General features: G+C 59.1%; 19 protein-coding genes. 12 read left to right on the forward strand and 7 right to left on the reverse strand.

Features of this window, described 5'->3' with window-relative positions; translation table 11 throughout:
- Positions 1 to 53 precede the first annotated feature (53 nt).
- The 6 genes from infB to DDF78_RS07490 all read left to right on the forward strand — a co-directional run bounded on the left by infB (position 54) and on the right by DDF78_RS07490 (position 7,881).
- Positions 54 to 3,002, forward strand: coding sequence for a translation initiation factor IF-2 (gene infB / locus DDF78_RS07465; RefSeq protein ID WP_152581270.1), 2,949 nt, complete (start codon positions 54 to 56; stop codon positions 3,000 to 3,002).
- 277 nt (positions 3,003 to 3,279) lie between these two features.
- Positions 3,280 to 3,921 carry a 30S ribosome-binding factor RbfA gene (rbfA, locus tag DDF78_RS07470; protein ID WP_152581271.1) on the forward strand — a complete coding sequence of 214 codons (642 nt, stop codon included), beginning with the start codon at positions 3,280 to 3,282 and terminating at the stop codon, positions 3,919 to 3,921.
- Positions 3,922 to 3,929: 8 nt separating this feature from the next.
- Positions 3,930 to 4,964, forward strand: coding sequence for a tRNA pseudouridine(55) synthase TruB (truB, locus tag DDF78_RS07475; RefSeq protein WP_152581272.1), 1,035 nt, complete (start codon positions 3,930 to 3,932; stop codon positions 4,962 to 4,964).
- A 44-nt stretch (positions 4,965 to 5,008) separates the two neighbouring features.
- Positions 5,009 to 6,211 carry a riboflavin kinase gene (locus DDF78_RS07480; RefSeq protein ID WP_152581273.1) on the forward strand — a complete coding sequence of 401 codons (1,203 nt, stop codon included), beginning with the start codon at positions 5,009 to 5,011 and terminating at the stop codon, positions 6,209 to 6,211.
- Positions 6,212 to 6,548: 337 nt separating this feature from the next.
- Positions 6,549 to 7,217: a TetR/AcrR family transcriptional regulator gene (locus DDF78_RS07485; RefSeq protein WP_152581274.1), complete on the forward strand. Its 669-nt coding sequence runs from the start codon at positions 6,549 to 6,551 to the stop codon at positions 7,215 to 7,217.
- Between the two features lie 76 nt (positions 7,218 to 7,293).
- The gene (locus tag DDF78_RS07490; RefSeq protein WP_152581275.1) at positions 7,294 to 7,881 is read left to right on the forward strand and encodes an NAD(P)H-dependent oxidoreductase; all 588 of its coding nucleotides are present in this window, start codon (positions 7,294 to 7,296) and stop codon (positions 7,879 to 7,881) included.
- 47 nt (positions 7,882 to 7,928) lie between these two features.
- Here DDF78_RS07490 and DDF78_RS07495 read toward each other — a convergent pair whose 3' ends face one another.
- Positions 7,929 to 8,459 carry a cupin domain-containing protein gene (locus tag DDF78_RS07495; RefSeq protein WP_152581276.1) on the reverse strand — a complete coding sequence of 177 codons (531 nt, stop codon included), beginning with the start codon at positions 8,457 to 8,459 and terminating at the stop codon, positions 7,929 to 7,931.
- Between the two features lie 184 nt (positions 8,460 to 8,643).
- On the reverse strand, positions 8,644 to 10,071 hold the full coding sequence (gene radA, locus DDF78_RS07500) for a DNA repair protein RadA (RefSeq protein ID WP_152581277.1): 1,428 nt from the start codon (positions 10,069 to 10,071) through the stop codon (positions 8,644 to 8,646).
- A 170-nt stretch (positions 10,072 to 10,241) separates the two neighbouring features.
- Here radA and DDF78_RS07505 point away from each other — a divergent pair, with 170 nt between their 5' ends.
- From DDF78_RS07505 to tpx, 3 genes are all read left to right on the forward strand, one after another.
- The gene (locus DDF78_RS07505) at positions 10,242 to 10,847 is read left to right on the forward strand and encodes a hypothetical protein (RefSeq protein WP_152581278.1); all 606 of its coding nucleotides are present in this window, start codon (positions 10,242 to 10,244) and stop codon (positions 10,845 to 10,847) included.
- A gap of 224 nt (positions 10,848 to 11,071) precedes the next feature.
- Entirely contained in the window at positions 11,072 to 11,161 is a 90-nt protein-coding gene (locus DDF78_RS07510) for a 30S ribosomal protein bS22 (RefSeq protein ID WP_003817716.1), read from the forward strand.
- 204 nt (positions 11,162 to 11,365) lie between these two features.
- Positions 11,366 to 11,872 (forward strand): thiol peroxidase, encoded by a 507-nt coding sequence (gene tpx / locus DDF78_RS07515; RefSeq protein WP_152581279.1) that lies wholly within the window; start codon positions 11,366 to 11,368, stop codon positions 11,870 to 11,872.
- A 283-nt stretch (positions 11,873 to 12,155) separates the two neighbouring features.
- Here tpx and rpiA read toward each other — a convergent pair whose 3' ends face one another.
- Together rpiA and DDF78_RS07525 are read right to left on the reverse strand one after the other, a co-directional pair.
- Positions 12,156 to 12,854, reverse strand: coding sequence for a ribose-5-phosphate isomerase RpiA (gene rpiA, locus DDF78_RS07520; protein WP_152581280.1), 699 nt, complete (start codon positions 12,852 to 12,854; stop codon positions 12,156 to 12,158).
- Positions 12,855 to 12,956: 102 nt separating this feature from the next.
- Positions 12,957 to 14,168, reverse strand: coding sequence for a ribonuclease H family protein (locus DDF78_RS07525; protein WP_152581281.1), 1,212 nt, complete (start codon positions 14,166 to 14,168; stop codon positions 12,957 to 12,959).
- 550 nt (positions 14,169 to 14,718) lie between these two features.
- Between DDF78_RS07525 and DDF78_RS07530 the strand changes: the two genes are divergently transcribed.
- Positions 14,719 to 16,203 carry an ATP-binding protein gene (locus tag DDF78_RS07530; RefSeq protein WP_202613238.1) on the forward strand — a complete coding sequence of 495 codons (1,485 nt, stop codon included), beginning with the start codon at positions 14,719 to 14,721 and terminating at the stop codon, positions 16,201 to 16,203.
- A gap of 251 nt (positions 16,204 to 16,454) precedes the next feature.
- Positions 16,455 to 16,649: a helix-turn-helix domain-containing protein gene (locus DDF78_RS07535; RefSeq protein ID WP_152581282.1), complete on the forward strand. Its 195-nt coding sequence runs from the start codon at positions 16,455 to 16,457 to the stop codon at positions 16,647 to 16,649.
- Between the two features lie 314 nt (positions 16,650 to 16,963).
- On the opposite strand, the gene deoC is transcribed toward DDF78_RS07535, so the two are convergent.
- A complete protein-coding gene (gene deoC / locus DDF78_RS07540; RefSeq protein ID WP_202613239.1) occupies positions 16,964 to 17,731 on the reverse strand; it encodes a deoxyribose-phosphate aldolase in 768 nt (255 codons plus the stop codon).
- Positions 17,732 to 17,876: 145 nt separating this feature from the next.
- Here deoC and DDF78_RS07545 point away from each other — a divergent pair, with 145 nt between their 5' ends.
- Complete coding sequence (locus tag DDF78_RS07545; RefSeq protein WP_152581283.1) at positions 17,877 to 18,665, forward strand: GntR family transcriptional regulator; 789 nt, start codon at positions 17,877 to 17,879, stop codon at positions 18,663 to 18,665.
- Between the two features lie 50 nt (positions 18,666 to 18,715).
- Here DDF78_RS07545 and DDF78_RS07550 read toward each other — a convergent pair whose 3' ends face one another.
- Both DDF78_RS07550 and pgm read right to left on the reverse strand, forming a co-directional pair.
- Positions 18,716 to 19,675 (reverse strand): ElyC/SanA/YdcF family protein, encoded by a 960-nt coding sequence (locus DDF78_RS07550; protein ID WP_202613240.1) that lies wholly within the window; start codon positions 19,673 to 19,675, stop codon positions 18,716 to 18,718.
- A 552-nt stretch (positions 19,676 to 20,227) separates the two neighbouring features.
- A complete protein-coding gene (pgm, locus tag DDF78_RS07555) occupies positions 20,228 to 21,901 on the reverse strand; it encodes a phosphoglucomutase (alpha-D-glucose-1,6-bisphosphate-dependent) (protein WP_152581284.1) in 1,674 nt (557 codons plus the stop codon).
- Between the last annotated feature and the right edge of the window lie 305 nt (positions 21,902 to 22,206).

Consider the following 22,206-nt stretch of genomic DNA (forward strand, 5'->3'; position numbering starts at 1 on the left):
TCGAAAGCTGACCGCGCATGTACGCGCGGTCACCGGAATTAGGAGAAAACTGAGTGGCAAAACAGCGCGTATATGAATTAGCCAAGGACCTTGGCGTCGACAGCAAGGCTGTCCTTGAAAAGCTCAAGGACATGGGGGAGTTCGTCAAATCCGCCTCGTCGACGGTTGAGGCACCGGTTGTGCGCCGATTGAAGAATTCCTTCGCGCAGACCGGCGGGCAACAGCCGGCTTCCGCAGGCACCAGCGACAAGGCAAAGCCCACAGGGGGCAGGGCCGCAGAGGCATCGCATACAGTTGCGCCGCATGCGCCGACGTCGCACACGCATACAACAGCAACACCGCATGCACTGGGCTCGCACGAAGCGGCCCATCAGGCATCAGCAGCGCCATCGCCCGCGCCAAGGCACACCGATGGCCCTAGGCCCGGCTCCTCGCACTCGAATGCGCCGAGGCCTGGCGGGTCATCGTCGCAGCATCGGCAGGAGCAGGGTGGTTCCGGGCGTCAAGGGCGTCCGGGCGATCATGATCGTGATCGCAATCGTCAGCGTTCCGCATCCCAGTCCGCGCCGCGCCCCGGTCGCTCTCATGACAATGAGGGCCACGGCAACGGCGGCGGCAACCGCAACGAGCCGCGCCCAGGCACGCCACGAGGCCAGCAGCCAGGTGCCCCGGCGCAGCCGCGCGCCCATGCGGCGTCCGGCCCGCGTCCGGGCAACAATCCCTTCAGCCGCAAGCAGGGCATGCATACGCCTACTCCGAGCGACATTCCGCGCCCGCATCCGATGGCCCGCCCGACGGTCAACAATGGACGTGGCGGCAAAGGCCGTCCCGGCCAAGGTGGTGGCCGAGGAGGCTTCCGCGGTCGCCCGGGGCAGGGAGGCCAAGGAGGAGCAGCCAGGCCAGGTCAGTGGGGCCATAACCGCCCCGGCCAGGCCGGCGGCGCGACTCAAGGTCGTACCGGCAGCGGCACTGGTCGCTTCAGCGGCGGCAACAACACCGGCAGTGGCTTCCAAGGCGCTTCCGGCACCACGAATAATGGGCCTTCGCGCGGCGGCGGTCGCGGTCGCGGCGGCACCGCAGGCGCATTCGGGCGTCAGGGCGGCAGGTCCTCCAAGTCGCGCAAGAATCGTCTTGCGAAGCGTCATGATTTCGAAGAGATCAAAGCACCAGTCATCGGCGGCGTGCGCATTCCGGCAGGTCATGGGCAGACCATCCGCCTGCGTCAGGGCGCTACGCTCTCCGATCTGGCCGAGAAGATCAACGTCAATCCGGCCGCTTTGGTGACCGTGCTCTTCCACTTGGGAGAGATGGCCACATCCACGCAGTCGCTGGACGAAGCCACCTTCCAGATTCTGGGCGAGGAGATCGGCTGGAACATCCAGATCGTCTCGGCCGAAGAGGAAGACAAGGAGCTGCTGCAGCAGTTCGACATCGACTTGGACGACGAGGAACATCAGGACAGCGAGGATCTTCAGCCCCGCCCGCCGGTGGTCACCGTCATGGGCCATGTCGATCACGGCAAGACCCGCCTGCTCGACACGATCCGCAAATCGCATGTGGTCGAGCGCGAGGCCGGCGGCATCACCCAGCGCATTGGCGCCTATCAGGTGACGGTGGATCTTGAAGGCTCCGACCGCAAGATCACCTTCCTTGATACCCCTGGCCATGAGGCCTTCACCGCGATGCGTGCGCGTGGCGCCGAACTGACCGACGTTGCGATTCTGGTCGTGGCCGCGGATGACGGCGTGATGCCGCAGACCGTCGAAGCCATCAACCATGCGCAGGCAGCCGATGTGCCGATCGTCGTGGCAGTCAACAAGATCGATGTGCCCGGAGCCAACCCCGAGAAGGTGCGTGGGCAGCTCACCGAATTTGGCCTCGTACCGGAGGAATACGGCGGCAACACCATGTTCGTCGACATTTCGGCCAAGATCGGCACCAACGTCGACAAGCTCCTCGAAGCCGTGCTGCTCACGGCCGATGCCGAGCTCGACCTGCAGGCGAACCCGGATATGGACGCCCGTGGAGCGACCGTCGAGGCCCGCCTCGACAAGGGCCGCGGCGCTGTGGCGACCGTGCTGGTGCAATCCGGCACGCTGCATGTCGGCGACGCCATCGTGGCAGGCACCTCCTATGGTCGCGTCCGCGCGATGATGGACGAGAACGGCAAGCAGATGAAGGAAGCCGCGCCCTCCACGCCAGTGCAGGTACTGGGCCTCACCTCCGTGCCCACGGCAGGAGATCTGTTCCTCGTGGCGTCGGACGACCGCACCGCGCGTCAGATCGCCGAGAAGCGTCAGGCGAGCGAGCGTGCTGCGCAGCTGGCCAAGCGCCGCAAGATCGTCTCCCTCGAAGGGCTCAAAGAGCAGTTCGCCAAATCCGAGGTGGATATGCTCAACATCGTCATCAAGGGCGATTCCTCTGGTTCCGTCGAGGCGCTGGAAGACTCCCTGATGAAGATCGAGGTCTCCGACGAGGTCGGAATCCAGGTCATCCACCGTGGCGTCGGCGCAATCACGCAGAACGATGTCAATCTGGCGACCGTCGACAAGGCCGTCATCATCGGCTTCAACGTGCGCCCGAACCGTCAGGTCGCCGATCTGGCCGAGCACGAAGGCGTGGAGATCAAATACTACTCGATCATCTACAAGGCCATCGAAGACATCGAGGCCGCGCTCAAGGGCATGCTCAAGCCGGAGTACGAGGAGGTCACGACCTCGCATTCCGAAATCCGCGAGATTTTCCGCTCCTCCAAATTCGGCAACATCGCCGGCGTTATGGTGCAAGATGGCGAAGTCAAGCGGGGCACGAAATGCCGCATCTTGCGCGACGGCGTCGCCACGGTCAACGACCTGGAGATATCCTCGCTGCGTCGCTTCAAGGACGATGTACAGTCGGTCAAGGAAGGTTATGAGGCTGGCATCAACCTCGGCACCTTCAACGACATCGAAATGGGCGACATCATCGAAACCTTCGAAATGCAGGAGATCGAGCGGAAGTAGCTTAATAAGGTAGGGGCAATTTAGCTAAGTTTGTTGAGTTGTCCGCTGTGTCGAAGGGGGGTCTTCATTGAACACGCTCCAAGGCCGCTCGGCCGGTCATACGGTTCAACGAAGACCCCCCTTCGACACAGCTCGTTTCGCATTCGTGTACGGTGCCCTCTGTTTTTGAGTTGGGTATTGCTCGGTTCAAGCTCGAACGGTTTGCGATGGTCTTGTAGGGGAATAAAACTTTCTGATCTTTTTGGATTTATTGGGTTTACAGGATTTAAGGAGTGACATGGCGGGAACTAATCCGCGGGCGGCGCGTATTGCCAAACTTATTCAGCGCGTTATCGCTGCGTCCATCGAGACCCAGCTGCATGACAAGCGCTTGGAGAATGTGACCATCACCGAGGTGCGGGTCACCAACGACTTGCAGCTCGCCCGGGTCTTCTGGACCCAGCTGGGCGATGAAGGCAAGGAGCAGGGGGAGCGCAAGCGCGCCACCCAGGCCCTTCGTCAGGCCAAAGGGCGGCTGCGCGCTGCCGTCGGTGCGAAGGCTGGGCTGCGGCTCACGCCTGAGCTGCAGTTCATGTATGACGAGGTGCCCAGCGAGGCGCACGAGATCGAAGACATCCTTGCCACGGCGCATAAACGCGACGAGGAGCTCGCCAAGGCACGCGCCAATGCGCAGTACGCCGGCGAGGAAGACCCCTATTGGCACAATGACGAGCCCGAAGATGGCGAGTCAGACGATGGGTTTGACGAGTCCGATGATGCTGAGGATGCTGATGGTTTCGACGGGTTTAATGACGCTGACAGTGAGGCCGATGGCGCGCTTATCGATGACACGGTTGCAGATGGCCCTGCGGATGGCAGCGCTGTAGACAACGACGCCGATTCTGATGCTCCTGACCTGCATTCGGCACACGAGGCGTGAGTCTGGATATGTCGGCAGAGTCTTCGCAGCTCGGCTCCGGGCTGCTTGTTATCGACAAGCCTCGAGGTGTGACTAGCCATGACGTGGTGGCCGCGGTGCGCTCGATGCTGCATATCAAGCGGGTCGGGCATGCCGGGACGCTTGATCCGATGGCCACCGGCGTGCTGATCGTCGGATTCGGCCACGCCACGCGGCTGCTCAATGTCATCGTCGGGCACGATAAGACTTACGAGGCGACGATTCGGCTGGGTGTGGCGACGACGACCGACGATGCCGAAGGCGAGCCTATCGCGTCAGATCCGCTGCCTGACTGCGCTTCGATCGATCAGGCGGCGATTGAGCAGGTCATTCGGGAGCATTTCATCGGCGTGATTGACCAAGTGCCGAGCACCTACTCCGCCATCAAAATCGACGGCAAACGCGCCTACGATCTTGCGCGACAGGGTGTGGACGTCGAGCTGAAAGCCCGGTCGATTACGGTCAGCGCCTTCGATATTCTTGCCATGCGTCGCGTTCCCAGCGCGGCGGCGCAACCGGGAACGGCAACAGCTCCACACGGCAACTTAATTGATCTTGACGTACGTGTCACCTGCTCGGCGGGTACATACATCCGCGCTCTTGGCCGCGACCTCGGGCGGGAACTCGGCGTCGGAGGGCATCTGACCGCGCTGCGCCGTACTCGCATCGGCAATTGCGATGTCGCCGCGCCGAATGTCATTGCCGCCCGGGCGGTCGCCAGAAGCTACACCGATCGTGAAGGCCATGAGGTCACGCGCAATAAGGCGGTGTTCGACTGCGATGCGGACGGATTGCGTTCGCATGCGATGCCGATGCTTGAGGCGGCGAAGGCCGCCATGCCAAGCATTGCGATAACGCAGGCGCAGGCGCGCGATCTGCGCTTCGGCAGGCGCATCGCGGCGCATATCGACGCTCCAACGGCTGCGTACGTGCAAGCCAGCGGCGAAGTGATCGCGATTCTCGAACCGGCTGGCGACACCGACGCAGGCATCGCCAAGCCGGTGGCCGTCTTCCCTGCGGATTGATTCGCTGGTATTGTTGACGCCGGTACACGACTTGACGAGGACTTATGAATATCACCATTTTGACACCTGACGCTAACGGCTTGGTCGACTGGCCCACCTTAAGCAAAACCAAGAAGGCCGTGGTCACGGTCGGCGGATTCGACGGCATGCATCTGGGCCATCGAGCAGTGATCGAGCGGGTGGTAGAGCTGGCGAAGGCGACCAAGTCCTTCTCCGTGGTCATCATGTTCGACCCTCGCCCGGGCATCGTGCATCATTACGCGGCTACGCATCACAACAGCGAGCCGGGCCCTGACTTCTGCGATACCGGGGCGCTGACCTCGGCCAGCCAGCGCATCCGCGTGATGCGCGAGCTGGGCATCGACCAGGTGCTGGTCGTGCGCTACTCGCTGGCCTTTGCGGCGAAATCCTTCCGGTTCTTCCTCGGCCAGCTGGTCGGCAAGCTCGGCATGCGCACGATTGTGCTGGGCGCAGACGCCGCTATGGGTGCGAACCGCACCGGCGACGTCAAGGCCATCGAGAACCTTGCTCAGGCCACTGGCGTATTCGAGCTGGATGTCGTGGGCGATCGAGGTCCCGGCTATGTGCGCATTCCCGCCGACATCGTTCCACAGGTGCCGCTTGGGCCGGGAGAACCCGTCGACCCGACCGAAGGCATGACCAAGGCCGAACTGCGCGCATGGAGCAAGGACCATCAGGGCCGCAAAGTGCGCGTGTGGAGTTCGTCCAACGTGCGCTATCTGCTCTCGCAAGGGCGCGTCAAGGCTGCGAATCAGGTGCTCGGGAGCCTGCACGGCATCGAGGGCACGGTGGTGCATGGCGAAAGCAGCGGCGTCGACCGCATCGGCTTCCCCACGGCGAATCTCGGCCAGTCCGTCGACGGCTACATACCCGTCGATGGCGTCTACGCCGGTTGGGTGATCGATTTGGGCAAGCCTGGGCAGCCCGATGAACTCGCAGCACCAAGCGAGGAGACGCGCCTGGCTGCACATTCCGCGTGGCGCTGGCCCGCCGCCATATCCATCGGCACCAAGCCGACCTTCAGCGAGTCGACCGGAATCAATGAGCGCGTAGTGGAATCCTATGCCATAACCGACAAACAGCTCGATCTGTATGGACATCTGCTGCGGGTCGAGTTCGCCGGTTTCCTGCGTCCGCAGATCAAATTCGACGGCATCGACGAGCTTAAGGCGGCGCTCGCCGCCGATGTAGAGCACACCTTGGAGCTGACGACTCAAGCATCCTGATCCAGGCGAATTTCCAGTACATATCTAGGACGTATGCCGGAGATCGGGTGTTCATTCAGCGGCTAACGCGCGGCCAAACCCTACGCCATCACCAACGGCTGATTGAACTGATCGGATCGGCAACCCTGTCTTGTTTATGACAGTGAATCGACCGTAGCGGCAGAAACAAGACAGAGTGTGCGCAACTCTGTCTTGTTCATGACATTTGGCGCTGAGAACTGTCGTAAACAAGACAGAGTTCACGACAGTCAACAGGAAAGCCTGCAAACACGGGTAGCTCAGAATACGACAGAATCTGCAATGGGGCAAAAGCATGGTATGATAACAGTGTTATCTGATGACACTGTTATCGTTGGGAGGCTTCATGACGGCACGAGGCAGCGAAACTCGCCAGCGCATTGTCGATCAGGCGGTTCGCGACATACGTGAGCACGGGTATGGGCAGGTGTCGTTGCGCTCGCTTGCGGCGGAGCTCGGGCTGACGACCGGCTCGGTGTATAGGCATTTTGCGTCCAAGGAAGAGCTGCTGAACGCCGCAGGTTATGAGATGTCGCGGATTGTCAACGATGCGGTTGTGCCATCTAGGGCAAGTGTTGACACCACAGGTAGCGATGTCGAGATTCTGCTGGGAATCGCAGACCGGCTGCTGCAACTGATGCGCGACGACCCGTATGACGTGGAATTTCTTTTCTTTGGGCCGTTGTACGGCACGGCGATGCGGCAGCCCGGCGCAGTCGAGCAGCCGCGTTTTCTCGCCACCTTGCTTGGCATATGCGCTCGACTGTGCGAACGCTACGATGCATCCGTCGATCCGAATCAGTTGTTTGTGCAGATATGGGCTTTCATTCAGGGTTACGGCAATCTCATCATGCGAGGTGTCGCCGATTACGACGCAAGCATGCTCCGCGAAGCGCTGATGCGCCTACTCAGCAAGCCATCGCCGGAATCTTTGTCGTTTTCGGCGTCTTCGATGCCGCCAGATGCACGCAAACACACAGCCAAATGAGCTGCCGATATCCAAACGTTCCTTCATTCGCAACCAACAACTACGACAAACCAACAACCGCAATAAAGGAGCTGATATGAGCAACGTCGTCGTTATTTATTGTCATCCCTATGAGAAGAGCTTCAATCATGCCGTACTGAGCGCCGTCGTCAAGACGTTGAACGAACAGAGTCATGAGACGCATGTCATCGATCTGCATGCCGAGAACTTCAATCCCGCCTACGACGCCGAGGAGCTGCGGCTGTTCCACGAAGGCGGCACGCACGACCCGCAGGTGAGCGCATATCTGGATATGCTGCGCAAAGCCGATACGGTGGTGTTCGTCACGCCGATATGGTGGAATTCGATTCCCGGCATGCTCAAAGGCTTCATCGACAAGGTGATGAAGGAGGGCGAGGGGCTGAGCCACACGATAGGCCGGTTCGGCGTCCAAGGCGAGCTGACCAACATCAAGCACACCTACGTGCTCACCACATCCACCTCGCCGACCCTCTTCTTCCGGCTGTTCCTCGGCGACGGCATCAAGCGTATCTTCATCAATCAGACGCTCAAGCAACTCGGCATGCAGCGTCGGCGCTGGATCAACTTCGGCGGCATCACCGCATCCACGCCCCAGCAGCGCGAACGCCATCTCGCCAAAATTGCGGCGATGACGTTCGAGTGAGGGCAGTGGGACTGCTTGCGTAAGCGGAACCAAAAGGGAGGTCGCGGCTACTCCAAGGTGAAGCCATCGAAGGTGAATCCCGGGCTGACTAGGCACGAGACGAGCGCATCGCCGACACCGGGAATCGTGCGTTGCCAGCAATCCGCAGGCACGATCGCGTGACCTATGGGCATGGCTGAATCGGTTTTGCCTAGCTTGCCGGTCTCATCGATGCTGCTATTCTCGCCGTTTTCTGGGGTGACGACTTGAGCCGCGGACAAACCGGAGCCGAGTATGATGCGTTCGCGCCGAGATTCGTTGGTTTCCGGCTTGTCGCCAAATCCGCCCAGTTCCAGCGTGACATTCGCAGGTCCATGCCATAGCCAGATTTCATCAGCATCAACCTTATGCCAAGCGCTCGCATCGCCTTGCGGCAGCAGAAAGTAAATCAGCGAGGCTAGAGGACGTCTCGAATCAGCATCGAGGTGTTCGCTTTGCCAGTCGCGCGTGTACCAACCACCCTCGGGATGGGCTTCAAGGCCGAGGCGCAGAGCCACATCGCGTGCGAAAGGACTCATATCGTGCAAAGCAATATTCATTGGTATCTCCCTAATAGGTGTGTTGCATTCGAATGGTGTTGGATTTGCTGCTGCTGCTGCTGCCGCCGCCGCCGCTGCCGCAGATTTCGAAGGTGGACCGTGGTCTCGTGACGTGGCTTCACGACTTGGTTTTGTGACTGGCAACGGGCGCAATACCTGGATACGGTCTGGATGCACTTCATGGTCAGCGGCCCGACACGCCCAAGGCTCCCAAGGCATCGCGCAGCGAGGTCACTTCGATTACGCGCAGCCCGGCGGGTGGGGTAGCCGAGCCGGAGCGCTGGCGCATCGTCGGCACCACTGCTGTGGTGAATCCCAGCCGTGCCGCTTCGGCCAGGCGATGCGCGAGGCGGGGGATGGGGCGCACCTGACCGGTGAGCGAGATTTCGCCGATTGCGCAGGTGGTGCGTGCAATCGGGCGTGACGAGGCGGCGCTCGCTAGCGCGGAGACGATAGCGAGGTCGCAGGCCGGCTCTTTCGCCAAGCCGCCGGCGATGGTCGAAACGTAGACGTCCTTGGCCAGAAGATTCACGTGACCATGTTTATAGAGCACGGCGATGAGCATCGCCAAGCGGTTCGAGTCGATGCCGTTGGTGGCGCGCCGGGGCGAGGGCAGCGCGGTCGCGGTCACCAGCGCCTGCACTTCGATGGGCAGGCTGCGATGCCCGTCCAAGGTGAAAGTGACGCAGGTACCCTCGGTCGGCTGGTCCGAAGTCGACAAAAACAGTCCGGAAGGGTCGCTCACCTCCTCGATGCCGTCGCCGCTCATATCGAAGCAGCCGACCTCATCGGTCGGTCCGAAGCGGTTCTTCACGGCTCTCAGCATGCGCAGCGCGGTCTGCGCGTCGCCCTCGAACTGGCAGACGACGTCCACGACGTGTTCCAGCGTGCGCGGGCCGGCAATCGAGCCGTCCTTGGTCACATGACCTACCAGAAACACCGGAATATCCATCGTTTTCGCGCTGTCGATCAAAGCGCTGGCGACCTCGCGCACCTGCGTCGAGCCGCCAGCGATGCCGTCGACTTCCTGCGAGACGATGGTCTGCGCCGAGTCGACGATGACCAGCGCCGGCTTCTCCTGCTCGATCAGGCCGAGCGCCGTGGACAGGTCAGTGGTGGAGGCCAGCAGCAGATTCTCCTCGACTGCGTCGATGCGCGAGGCCCGCATCCTGACCTGGGCCTGCGATTCCTCGCCTGAGATGTACAGCACCGATTTGGGTGATTGGCCGCGTGCCACATAACGCGCGATATGCCCTGCCGTTTCCAGCAGCAGCGTTGACTTGCCGATGCCGGGCTCGCCAGCCACCAGCACGACCGATCCGGGGACGATGCCGCCGCCGAGCACGCGGTCGAATTCGCCGAAACCAGTCGGTATGCGCTGCACATTGCGGGTGTCGACCTTGGTGATCGGCGTGGCTCCAAGGTCGACAGCGCGATTCGCCAGCGTTCGTGAAGTGCGCCCCGGAGCCGCCGTGCGTGTGGCAGCTGCCGGCCGGGCCTCGTGGAACTCCTCGACAGTGCCCCACTGGCCGCACTGGGGGCAGCGGCCGTACCATTTCGGCCCGGTCCAGCCACATTCCGTGCATACGTATTGCGTCGCGCTTTTCGTCATGTCCCTGACGCTAGCGAAGTTTCCAGACATCGTCTGATCGCTGTCGCCAGGCTGACCATCGGCCGGCACCGCCACACGTCATGTGATGCCACGTATTTGCCGAGCGCACTCTTCACTGATAGCGGGCCTCGCGCAGGGTCGAGTCAATCCGCTGTGCGATAATCGGAGCCATGTCGAAAAGTGAATCCTCCTCTTCTCACGGCCGTCTTATCGCGGTCGTCGTCGCGGCCGCGCTGGTCATCGTCTTGGCGTTGCTCTCGGCGTTCATCTGGCCCGGCTGGGCTTTGAACAAGACGAGCGTCTCCGCCGCAAGTCCAAAGAGCACTGAGGCTCCGACGACGCCAAGCATCAAGGCGAAGCCGCTGCCGGGGGACGCGAGCCAACTGCTGAAGGCCATGCCCGACAGCGTGCTGAACTTCGCGCGAACCGAAGCCGTGCCCAGTGCGAGCTGGACCGGCGCCTCGCCTATCGAGGAGTACACGCTGACTTATTCGACGGGCAACGTGGCGCAGGATATCAGGGTCATCGTGGCGCAGTGGTCGGGCGCTGATGGCGCCAAGGGCCAATACGATGCGCTGGCTGCGGCTATGACCGGCCAGGAGCTTGGCACGGGCAGTGTGAAGGTCTCCGGCAATGTCACCGGCAGCTACTCGGTCAAGGCCGATCCTGCCAATGCGAAGAACGCCGTGGCGCTCTGGCAGAATGACACCGTGGTGTTCCAAGCCGTCGGGCCGAAGGATTCGGTCGAGCGCTTCTACCAGAAATTCCCGCTGTAATCGCTGTAATCGCTGTGACCGCTTGATTGCTGTGACTGTTGCGATTGTCATGACCGTTGCGATCGCTGTGGGCGCTGCGGCAGCCATATCCGCGCATTCGTGTGCGTCTCGGGCGCACGAATGGCATGGCTGAGGAATCGCGCACCACACGGGGTGCCAAAGTCGCCCAAGCAGTGTAGTATTGGGCAAGTTGCACACTTATAGTCAAGGATTGGAGGCTTCAGATGGGTTCCGTCATCAAGAAGCGCCGCAAGCGGATGAGCAAGAAGAAGCACCGCAAAATGCTGCGTAAGACTCGTCACCAGCGTAAGTAGTAGTACGCTGCGTACGCTTGCGATAGCGTAACCCCTCAAGCCGCATGGTCTACTCCGATAATCTGCTATGAGCAGTCGGGTGGCCACAACAGTCACATGGGGATAGGGCCTGAATCCGATTCGCTCGGATTCAGGCCCTTTCGCTTTCACCGGAATTATCGTTCCTTCTGGCGCATCCGCCGTTGGTGTGCCATCATAGGGAGTATGGCACAGATAAATTTGGGGGGAGACCCCGTACAGACCATTGGCACGCTTCCTGAAACCGGCTCCACGCTGCCGGCTTTCACCCTTGTTGACACGGAACTCGGTGAAGTCGATTCCGCGTCCTTCGCGGGCAAGAAGATCGTTCTCAACATCTTCCCGTCGATCGATACCGACGTCTGCTCCGCATCCGTGCGGCGCTTCAACACCATTGCCGACGAGCTTGACGACACTGTGGTGGTATGCGTGTCGAAGGACCTGCCCTTCGCGCAGGCCCGTTTCTGCGGTGCCGAAGGCATCAAGAACGTGGTCGTTGCCTCTGCTTTCCGCTCGTCGTTTGGCGAGGATTACGGCGTGACCATGACGGACGGCGCACTCGAAGGCCTGCTGTCCCGCTCCATCGTGGTCGCTGACCGCGATGGCAAGGTGGCCTACACCCAGCAGGTGCCCGAGATCCACGACGAGCCCGACTATGACGCTGCGCGCGCTGCGGTGACCGCGCTGGACTGAGCTGGACTACGTGGGATTGCACGCACTGCGCTGGTGAAGGCGCGGTGCGGCACTGAGCTTCGCAAATCGTATATATGCACAAAGGCGGCTGCCTTCCTGATGAATAGGAAGGCAGCCGCCTTTGTCACGCCTGTTATGCCCGGTATATCTGTCTATGCTGCTCCAGAATTGCTGATTTAGCAAGTCACCGGAACTCCAAGTCACTGGAGCCGTGTGAGCAGCATCATGCGTCGGTATTCATTCACGCATTGCTTTTTCGTGCGGCGCTACTGCGGGTTTGTGCCTACTTATTGGCGTTGGTCAGCACGCGGGGGCCGTTGGGGTCGCCGACGATGACCTGATCGACCATATTGAGGAACAGCCCGTGCTCGACTACGCCGACCGTCGTGATGAGGTCCTCGGCCAGGTCCTCCGGGTGTTCGATGCGCTCGAGATGCAGGTCGACCACATAGTTGTTCTCGTCGGTGCGCACCGGCTTGCCGTCGGCGTCCAGCCGCAGCACCGGTTTGTAGCCCTTGGCCTCAAAGCGCCTGACGACCTGCCCTGCGCCGAAGGGGATGACCTCGACCGGCAGCGGGAACTTGCCGATGGTGTCCACGACCTTGGATTCGTCGACGATCCACACGATCTTGTTGGAGTTCGTCGCCACGATCTTCTCCCACAGCAGCGCCGCGCCGCCGCCCTTGATACCGTTGAAGTTCTTGTCGACCTCGTCAGCGCCGTCGATGGTGACGTCGATATGATCCACGTCATCGATGTTGACGATGCGGATGCCGTAGCCCTCCGCCTGCTCCTGCGTGCGGCGCGAGGTGGTGACCCCGGTGAATTCGAGCCCCTCCTCCTTGACGCGCCGGCCAAGCTCGTCCACGAGGAATCGCACGGTCGAGCCGGTTCCCAGTCCGGCGATCATGCCATTGTCGATCAGTTTGGCTGCTTCGATGCCGGCTGCCTTCTTGAGCGCATCCTGCTGTGCCTTGTCCATAATGCTCCTTCGGTGGAAACGTAACTTCGTGAAGTCTGGTCAGAAGTCGGTTCCATCCTATCCGCTGCGCCGTTAAATGCATAGTTCAGCGCATGTAGCTTGTCACATATCGACCGCGAAAGGCGCATTCCGCAGCACGATGGTGCCGTCGCCTTCGACGTATCCTTCGACGGTGACGGTGCCTCGGATGAAGCGTGGGCGGCCGTCGTAGGTTGTGCTGCTCGACGGCGGGGGAGTGAAGCGCAGCGTGCCGGAAAGCGTCAGACCTGTGGGCTGATGGTGGTTCGCCGAGATGGCTGGTGCGTCTACATGTGGTGCAGGCTCGTCGGCATTCGCCGTGTACGAGACGCGTTCGTCGACGTTAGCTTCCGCCGCATTATCGTCTGCTGCATTGGTATCGGCCCAGTCATTATCTGCTGAATTATTGCTGTGAGCGTGGTCTTGATTAGCGTTTGCGACTGTGCTTGCTGGCGTGTCGGTTGGCGATTCCACGGTCTGTGCTGGGCTGCTATTTGTCTTCTGGGCGTGTGACGGCAAGTCCGGCACCCCTTCGGGCTCGGCAAGCAGTTCTTCCAGTGATGGTTTACGGCGCGAGGATGTGGAGGCAGAGGCGGTGTCGGTGACGGGGGCGGGGGCAGTCTCATATCGGCCACCGTCTTCATCGCCCTCAGAGTATCCATCACCATTTGCGGATGATGCCATGCCACGCCCCAGATGATATTCCTCGGAGGTGATCTTGCCGTCCAGCAGCATCTGCGCATCGGCAGGGATATCGACGCCTTTGGCGTAGTCGGAGGCCAGCAGCGACTGCCAGCCCTCCAACGGCAAGTAGCCGTCCTTGACCCCGCTGCGGGCGTCGCCAGAATACGTATGCGCCAGGTCATCGACTTTCTCGTTGCCTGCATTGCCGGCATGACCCTTGACCCACTTGAAGCGCACAGAGCCGGAGCGCTTGGACAGTTCGGCGTCGATGGCCTTGATGAGCGGCGCGTTCTTCACCGGCTTCTTCTGCGAGTTCTTCCAGCCGTTTTTCTTCCAGCCATGCACCCACTTGGTAGAGCAATTGATGGCATACTGCGAGTCGGTTTCGATCACAAGGTCTTCGGAACCGGGATGGGCGCGCAACGCTTCCAAAACCGCGCACAGTTCGCCAATCTGGTTGGTGCCATTCGTCGCGCCGCCCGCATCGCAGTCGCCATCGTGCCGGTGCTCGTCGCCAAGAGACGGGTCCGTGTTGTGGTCGGCCCACGCCCAGCCCATGGGGCCGTTGGGGTTGCCGAGCGCGCTTCCATCGGTTGATACGGTGATTGTCATTGTGCACTCCAATGTCCGGCAACCCCAACGGCCCCTTCGCAGCCTTGGCGGCTGCTCACTTCGGAACCGCAATTAAGGAGCTTCGCCATTTGTTTTTGCTGCGCCGCTTGATACGGAGCGGCTTCGCCCTCGGCTATTCGGCGGCACACTGTGCCGTCTCGTAACGCCTCAGCTACAGACAGTCCACTGGACTGTCTGCTTGACGGCTCAGCGTCAAGGTTGCCGAGCGCGCTTCCGTCTGCCGATACGGTGATTGTCATGCAGACCACAGTACGAGCGACGGGGGAAAACCGAGGATTGTGGTCTGCCGCAGAAATATACACAAACAAGTTTGATTAAACCACAGGCCAGCATTTATATAGTATTATTTTATATAATTATATATTTTCGAATAACTAAAGTGTATATTCTTGTATATATCACATATAAAAATGTATACTATATAAAGTTATATAGATATAAAGTTATATAGATATAAAGTTATATAGATATAAAGTATATATAAGTGGAGAAAGTCCTAGGGAAAGTGGACAAGTAAAGGGAGGTTATCGTGCTTGAACTTGAGCTGAGAAATCTCGTGGAAGAGGTCCAGGAGAGACATGCGGAGTCGCAGATGATCGAACTGAAGGCGGCGCATGAAGGTTGCCCGACGCGGCTGTATGACACCTTGTCGAGTTTCTCGAATCAGGATGACGGCGGGATTCTCCTGTTCGGCATCGATGAAAGCCGAGGCTTCGAAGTCGTTGGGGTCTATGATGTGCAGGATCTGATGAAGCATGTGGGGGAGCAGTGCAACCAGATGCATCCGAAGGTGCGCGCCGTGTTCACTGATTGCAGCATAGCTGGCAGGCATGTGGTCAGCGCTGAAATACCGGCGCAGGATGTCGCAGATCGGCCGTGCTTCTACGAGGGGAGAGGTCGATACAAAGGCTCGTATGTGCGCGTGGGGGATGCCGACGAACCGATGACCGAATACGAGATATATAGCTATGAAGCGTTCCGCAGGAAGTATGAGGACGAGCTTCGTGTCGTCGAACGTGCCGAAATAGAGGATCTGGATCGCGACAGCCTGCTGCGCTATGAGCTGGCTCTGAAAGAGGGGCGGCCCCATTTGGCTGGTCTGAGCGAGGCGAAAATTCTCAACTTGCTGAGTGTCGTGCGTGAAGGGAAGCCCACGCTTGCTGGCGTCATGCTGTTCTCTTTGTATCCGCAGGCCTTCTTCCCGCAGCTTGGCATCATCGCAACGCGCATTCCCGGCGTACGGGCCGGAGATGTCGGCACAGACGCGGAGCGTTTCATCGATAATGCCCGCTTGGAAGGGACGCTTGGCGACCAGTTGAGTGGGGCCGTGGCTTTCGTCCGCAAGAACATACGCGTCACTACGAAGATATCGGAGAGCACGGGCGAAAGGACCGATGTGCCGCAGTATCCGATTGAGGCGGTCAGGGAGTTGATTCTCAACGTGCTCATTCACCGCGACTACAGCATTCATACGCAGGGCATGCCGATCCAGTTGCAGATTTTCGACGACCGGCTGACTGTCACCAACCCCGGTGGGTTGTACGGACGTTTGTCTGTTGACCAATTGGGCAAGATCCAGCCAGATACGCGTAATCCCGTTATCGCGAATGCAATGGAAATACTGGGATTGACGGAGAACCGATATTCGGGAATATCGACGGTGCGGAGGTTGACCGCCGAGCATGGGTTGCCTGATCCTGTTTTCGAGAATGCGCGGGGTGAGTTCCGAGCCACGCTTCGACTGAAAACGAGTGAGAAGACCACTGCGGTGGATGTGCACGATACGACGAGCACTGTGAAACGAAAGCGAATGCTGAAGAGCGAGCGGCGAAGCGCTCTCCTTGAGTTTTGCCGCATTCCTCGTACGCGCCAGGAAATTACTGATTTCCTTGCACTGGCAGGAGTCCCATATACGATGAACAACTATGTGCTGCCGTTGGTAGCAGAGGGACGGCTACGGCTTGGCGTTCCTGACAAACCGCGAAGCAGGCACCAAACTTACCAGACGGTATAACGTTGTCTTTTGACCGCTAACGCGACCCTAACGTATGAAACGTAACGGAATTGACCTTCAAAACGTCGCTTTTTGCACGTCAGCTTCGTCTTACCGTACAAAAAGCGACGCTAGCGGCTGTCGAAACATTACTTTTCATACGTCGGCGCTGCGCGTTTACCATTTGTATACGTTCATGCACAATGGCAAAAGTATACGAACATATACATGTCGTCGAGAGAGAGCGGGCTTTCATCATGTGAATCAGAACCATGTACGACGCAGGTCTGGTCTTTTGGTCAGGGCGAGAAAAAATCGGCTTGACGCAGCAGCAACTCGCCGACAGGGCGCGAGTGTCGCGTAGCTGGCTGGCAAAGGTGGAAACGGGGAAGGCCTCATTTGATTTCCGCAAGGTGCTGATGGTCTCCCAAGTCTTGGGAATGCACGTGGAGATTAACGATGACTGAGCGCATGCTGAAGGTCTTGATGGATGGAGTCTTAATCGGAGCCTTGCGTATGAGTGCTGCAATGCCCATGAAAAATGCTGCCCGCCGCTACATTGGAGTGCGCAACACTTCCAATAGGTTGTGTTGTAGCGGCAGACAGCACGTCAGAATAACCGATCGCAAGGGTTTTCTTGACAGTTATGGATGAATCAGGCACCCAGAACCGCCAAGATGTCCATAATGGCGAAGTCGTTGGGAATGTCGTAAGCAGCTCATAGCAATGAAGCTATGCGCAACAGCCCGTAACAACGAAATCCCACGGGCTCAGCTCACTATCAGAGATTTTTTGCCTCTTCCGCGCTCATGCCGAGCACGACAGGGGTCGACTTGTAACCGACACCCATGCGGTCGATACCCATGTCAATCAGTTCGTAGAAATGTTCCTTGGTGCGGATGGCGCCGGAACCTTTCACCTTGATTTGCCCGTCTGCAGCATCCTGCATGGCTTTGACGACCTCGACTGTTGCGCCGACGCTTTTGCCGCCTGTGAAGAAGCCAGTTGATGATTTGATGAAATCGGCACCTGCCTCGACGGCGCAGCGTGTGCCGTCCTTGATCTGATCGATCGTCAGGGAGTCGGTCTCGATGATAACCTTCACGTTGGTGCCATGCGTATGGCAGACTTCGACCACTGGCTTGAGGTCTTCGACGACTTCGCTGTGCAGCCCGGAACGCAGCCAGCCGTAGTTAGCTACGATATCGAGGTCTTCGATGTCATACTGTGCGCAGTATTCCTCGGCCAGCAGCGCCTTGCCGTGCGTCGCAGCCAGACCGAACGGGAAGTCGCATACGACACACAGGCCGGTGTCGGTACCCTTGATCATCGGTGCCACGATAGCCATCGATGAAGGATTGATACAGATGGTCTTGCATCCGTAATCAATGCCTTCCTGAGTCCACTTCTTGATTTCGGCAACCGTAAATTCCGGCTTCAGCACAGATTGATCGATATAGCGGGCAAGCTCCCGCTCGGACATCTGAGCAGCTTTCTTCGTGGTTTCCATCATTGGTTCCTTTCGTGTAATTCGGTCGATTTCAGACATTGAAATCAGTACATTTGTATGTAATGTACCGCTCTTTTGAGCTATTTAAAGGATAGAATACGTTGTGCAGGAAAATTCTGTATTCGATTCAATAAACTTATTTGTACGGTACATATAGAGCAAATATGTCGTATGATGATGTTCTGTGAACAACATCGCCGCCGCATTTCAAGAACCGCTGGACTCGACTTCCGACGAACCGCTGTATGCTCAGCTTGAACGCCGCATCCTACAGCTCATCGCGACAGGAGTCCTTGACGAAAACGTGCCGCTTCCCACGGAAGAGAGTCTGGTGAAGACTTTCGGGCTGTCGCGTGCGACGGTGAGGCGGTGCTTCAAGGATCTTGTGGACGCTGGCCATGTGCGACGGCGCCGGGGCTTGGGAACATTCGTATCACGCCAGTCGGGGCAGGCGAGCATCACCAGGTCGCTGAACTTCTCTTCCGAGATTAGAGCTTTGAAGATGACGCCCTCGTCGCGGGTGCTGGAATTTCGTACCATCAAGTCATCGGCGTCAATCGCTCAGAACCTGCATATTGCCAAAGGCGCGAATGTATGGCGGATACGACGCGTTCGTTTGGCAGACGGCAGTCCTGTGCTGTTGACTACTTCTTTTGTTCCCACGCTGCTATGCCCGAAACTCAGCGAGCAGGATCTCGAGCACTCGCTATATTCGCGAATCACCGAGCAATCCAATGCCTTGCCAGCGCGATGCGAGGAAATCTACGACGCGGTCTGTCTGGACGAGACCGATGCGCAGCAGCTCGATGTGCCGATAGGCTCGCCGGCCTTCCGCATACATCGGGCTTCGATGGACACCAGAAACCGGGTGTTCGAGATATCGATCATCATCGAGCCAGCCTCCAAACATCGATTCAAAGTTTCGACTGACATCGACGAGGTTCATTTCGAGAAGATATTCGACATGGGCTGAGAATCTATGCTGCTGATTCCGGTGTGGCTTCTTTGCAGCAGTCGTTGTGCTTACGCGAATTGAGGGTTCGCCGCACGAGGCACGCTGATGCCGGATCGTTTTATGCATTGCGCAGCACGCAGCACCGCGCTGGGAACATCGATATGCGCGATGTAATTCTTGCCGTTCGGTCCGTATCCATTGGGGCTGTCGACCAGCCGCTCAATTTCCCCTAACAACAGTTCCGCGTATTTGGGCATATTCCACATTCCCGGAATGGCCTGAGTGAAGGTGAGCCCACTTGCATCGGGCAAATCTGCGTTGGGGGAACTCGCCTTGGGAATATCTACGCTAGAGACGTCCATGCTGCAAATGCCTGCACGAGGAATGTCCGCATCAGGAATGGTGTTCTGCTCAATTACAGTCGCCTCGTATGCGGCGTAATTCACTATCGCGGCATCGGGCGCAAATTTCTTCATTCCGGCAGCCATCCTGTGCTGCATAGTGGCATCTTGGACCAGAATCATGGAATCGTGCGCGACGTGTTCGCGTTCCAACAAATCAAGCAGATATGTGATGTTATTGCCGCAATTCGTCGATTCGATTTCCAACCAATCGGCATGTATGCCGTATCGCTGACTGAGATAATTCTGAAATATTCGAGCCTCAGGCAATCCGTCCGTTTCGACGTGAGGAAAGAGTTCGCGCATGGTCGCTCGCAGGGCCTCGGTCGTATGCCCTGCGCCGCCGACGATAATGTAGTTGCGCGCCATATGCTTCGTGATACCTTCGGCAAGCACGTCGCCGCCTACGACGATGCTGCCGCCGAACAGCACCATGATGTCGGCCTGATCGAAGCCAAAAGCAGTGTGAAGTTGCGTATGTGAAAGCCTGTCGATATCGCGAGGCCCACAAAAACGGCTGAGTGTGTTCATTGCCTGGGCCAAGGTGAATGTGTCGTATGACGCTGCCATATCATCAGGGTAAATCAAACCGGCGCGAGTCGCTTTCTTTCCGCTGATTTCTACCATACAAAGGCTATGTTGATGCGTCGTTTATACGTCGCAATTCCCGCATGATAGTGAGGGATATGCGGGAGTCGTGATGTTTGACGGCGGGGAAACGTCACGATTCCCGCATGATTACGGGGCTTGTGCGGGAATCGTGACGTTTGAACGGGTTTATACGTCACAACGCCCGCACTGGGGCCGTATTAGTGCGGGAATTGTGACGTATGGGGAGAGAAAATGGCAGAGTGTGCGGAATGGGGGATGAGCAGAGGAGCAAGCGTAAGGATTGGAAGGAACGCAAGGAGCAAGGGCGCGAATTACAAAAAGAGGCGGTGTGGCTGTCGAGAATGACAGTCACACCGCCTCTTTGCCGAGAAGGTTAACTTCTTCGCGACCTTGGCGGTCGCTCACCTCGGAACCGCAATTAAGGGGCTTCGCCATTTGCATTTGCTGCGCCGCTCGATACGGAGCGGCTTCGCCCTCGGCTATTCGACGGCGCACTATGCCGCCTCTTAACGCCTCGGCTACGGAAAGCCCACAGGGCTTTCCGCTTTACGGCTCAGCAGCTAGCAGTTACGCAAGCGCCTTGTCCACGACTACGGTGGCCTCTTCGAGGACCTTGTCGAGCGCCTCGGGGGATTCGAAGGACTCGGCGTAGACCTTGTAGATGTTCTCGGTGCCGGAGGGGCGGGCAGCGAACCAGTTGTCCTTGGTCGTCACCTTGAGGCCGCCGATGGGGGCGTTGTTGCCAGACGCTACAGTCAGTTTGGCGGTGATGTCCTCGCCGGCCAGCGTGGTGGCGGTCACGTCGTCGCCGTTGAGACCCGCGAACTTTTGCTTCTGCTCAAGCGTGGTCGGCGTGTCGACGCGCTTGTACCAGCTCTCGCCGAAGCGCTCGACCTGCGCCTGATGCAGCTGGGCCGGGTTCTTGCCGGTGCGCGCGGTGATTTCGGCCGCCAGCAAATCGGGGATGAGCCCGTCCTTGTCGGTCGTCCACACGTGGCCGTCCTTGCGCAGGAAGCTCATGCCAGAGCTCTCCTCGCCGCCGAAGGCGACTTCGCCGGAGAACAGCGGATCCACGAACCACTTGAAGCCGACCGGCACTTCGACCAGCTTTGCGCCGATCGACGCGGCGACGCGGTCGATGAGGCTCGACGAGACCAGCGTCTTGCCGATGCCGGCGCCCTTGGGCCAATTCGGGCGATTGCCGCTGAACAGGTACTCGACGCAGACGGCGATGTAGTGGTTCGGGTTCATGACGCCCCAGTTCGGACACACGATGCCGTGGCGGTCCGCATCCGGATCGGTGCCGCCGACCAGATCGTACTTGTCCCACGCGCCGGCGTTCAGCTCATCCACCAGGCCCTTCATGGCATAGGGGGAGCTGGGATCGATGCGGATCTTGCCGTCGTGGTCGATGGTCATGAAGCGCCAGGTCGGGTCGACCTCAGGGCGGATCACACCGATGCTCAGATCGTATTTTTCGTTGATAAGCGGCCAGTAGTTCACCGAAGCGCCGCCCAGCGGGTCGATGCCCAGGCGCACGCCGGAGGAGCGGATCACATCGAAGTCGATGACATCGCCCAAGTCGGAGACGTAGTGATCGCGGTAATCGAAGCGCTCAACCAGGTCTGAGGCGATGGCCTGCTCGTACGGCACGCGCTTGACCGACTGGTAGTCGCCCAGCAGCTCGTTGGCGCGGTTGGCGATGCGCTCGGTCACGTCGGCCGGAGCGGGGCCGCCGGTGACGGGATCGTACTTGAAGCCGCCGTCGGTGGGCGGGTTGTGCGACGGGGTGACGACGATGCCATCAGCCAGGCCTTCGCCGGTGAAGCGCTGCGTGCCGTCCTGCGCATGGTTGTGGGTCAGAATGGCCTGCGAGATCACCGGGGTCGGCACGACGTCGTCGCGCGAGTCGATGCGCACATGCACGCCGTTGGCGGCCAGCACCTCGATAGCGGTCTTCTGCGCCGGGTCGGAAAGCGCATGCGTGTCTCGGCCGATGTACAGCGGCCCGGTGACCCCGGCGGCCTTGCGGTATTCGGCGATGGCCTGGGAGATGGCCACGATATGGGCTTCGTTGAAGGAGGTCTTCAACGAGGAGCCGCGGTGCCCGGAGGTGCCGAAGGAGACACGCTGCTCGGGGTTCGCGGGGTCGGGGATGCAGTCGTAATACTTGCCGACGACTTCATCAACATTGATTAGATCAGCTGGGGTGGCGGGCATGCCCGCATTTTTTGCAACCATGCCACCATTGTGCCACGACGCCGCGCCTTATTGGGAACAATTGCAGATAATTAAGCGTCGCGTATCCTGATTTTCGCCTTCCCGACACTCGTGTGTCATCCTTATGACGTCCTTGCTTCCCGCGACATGCAAACGCTTTGACTTCTTGCGACCGAGGTCGTACGCTGGTGTCGATTTAATTGCAGGGTTGCAAGTCGCAATGAAGACGCAAGACCTGAGATAGCGGAGGCATACGTGCCGCATATCTCAGGTCTTTAGTTGTTATGGCCCTTGCACTGCAAGCAAGTCAAGGTCTATAGACAAGA

The organism is Bifidobacterium tibiigranuli (genome assembly GCF_009371885.1).
Lineage (GTDB): Bacteria > Actinomycetota > Actinomycetes > Actinomycetales > Bifidobacteriaceae > Bifidobacterium > Bifidobacterium tibiigranuli.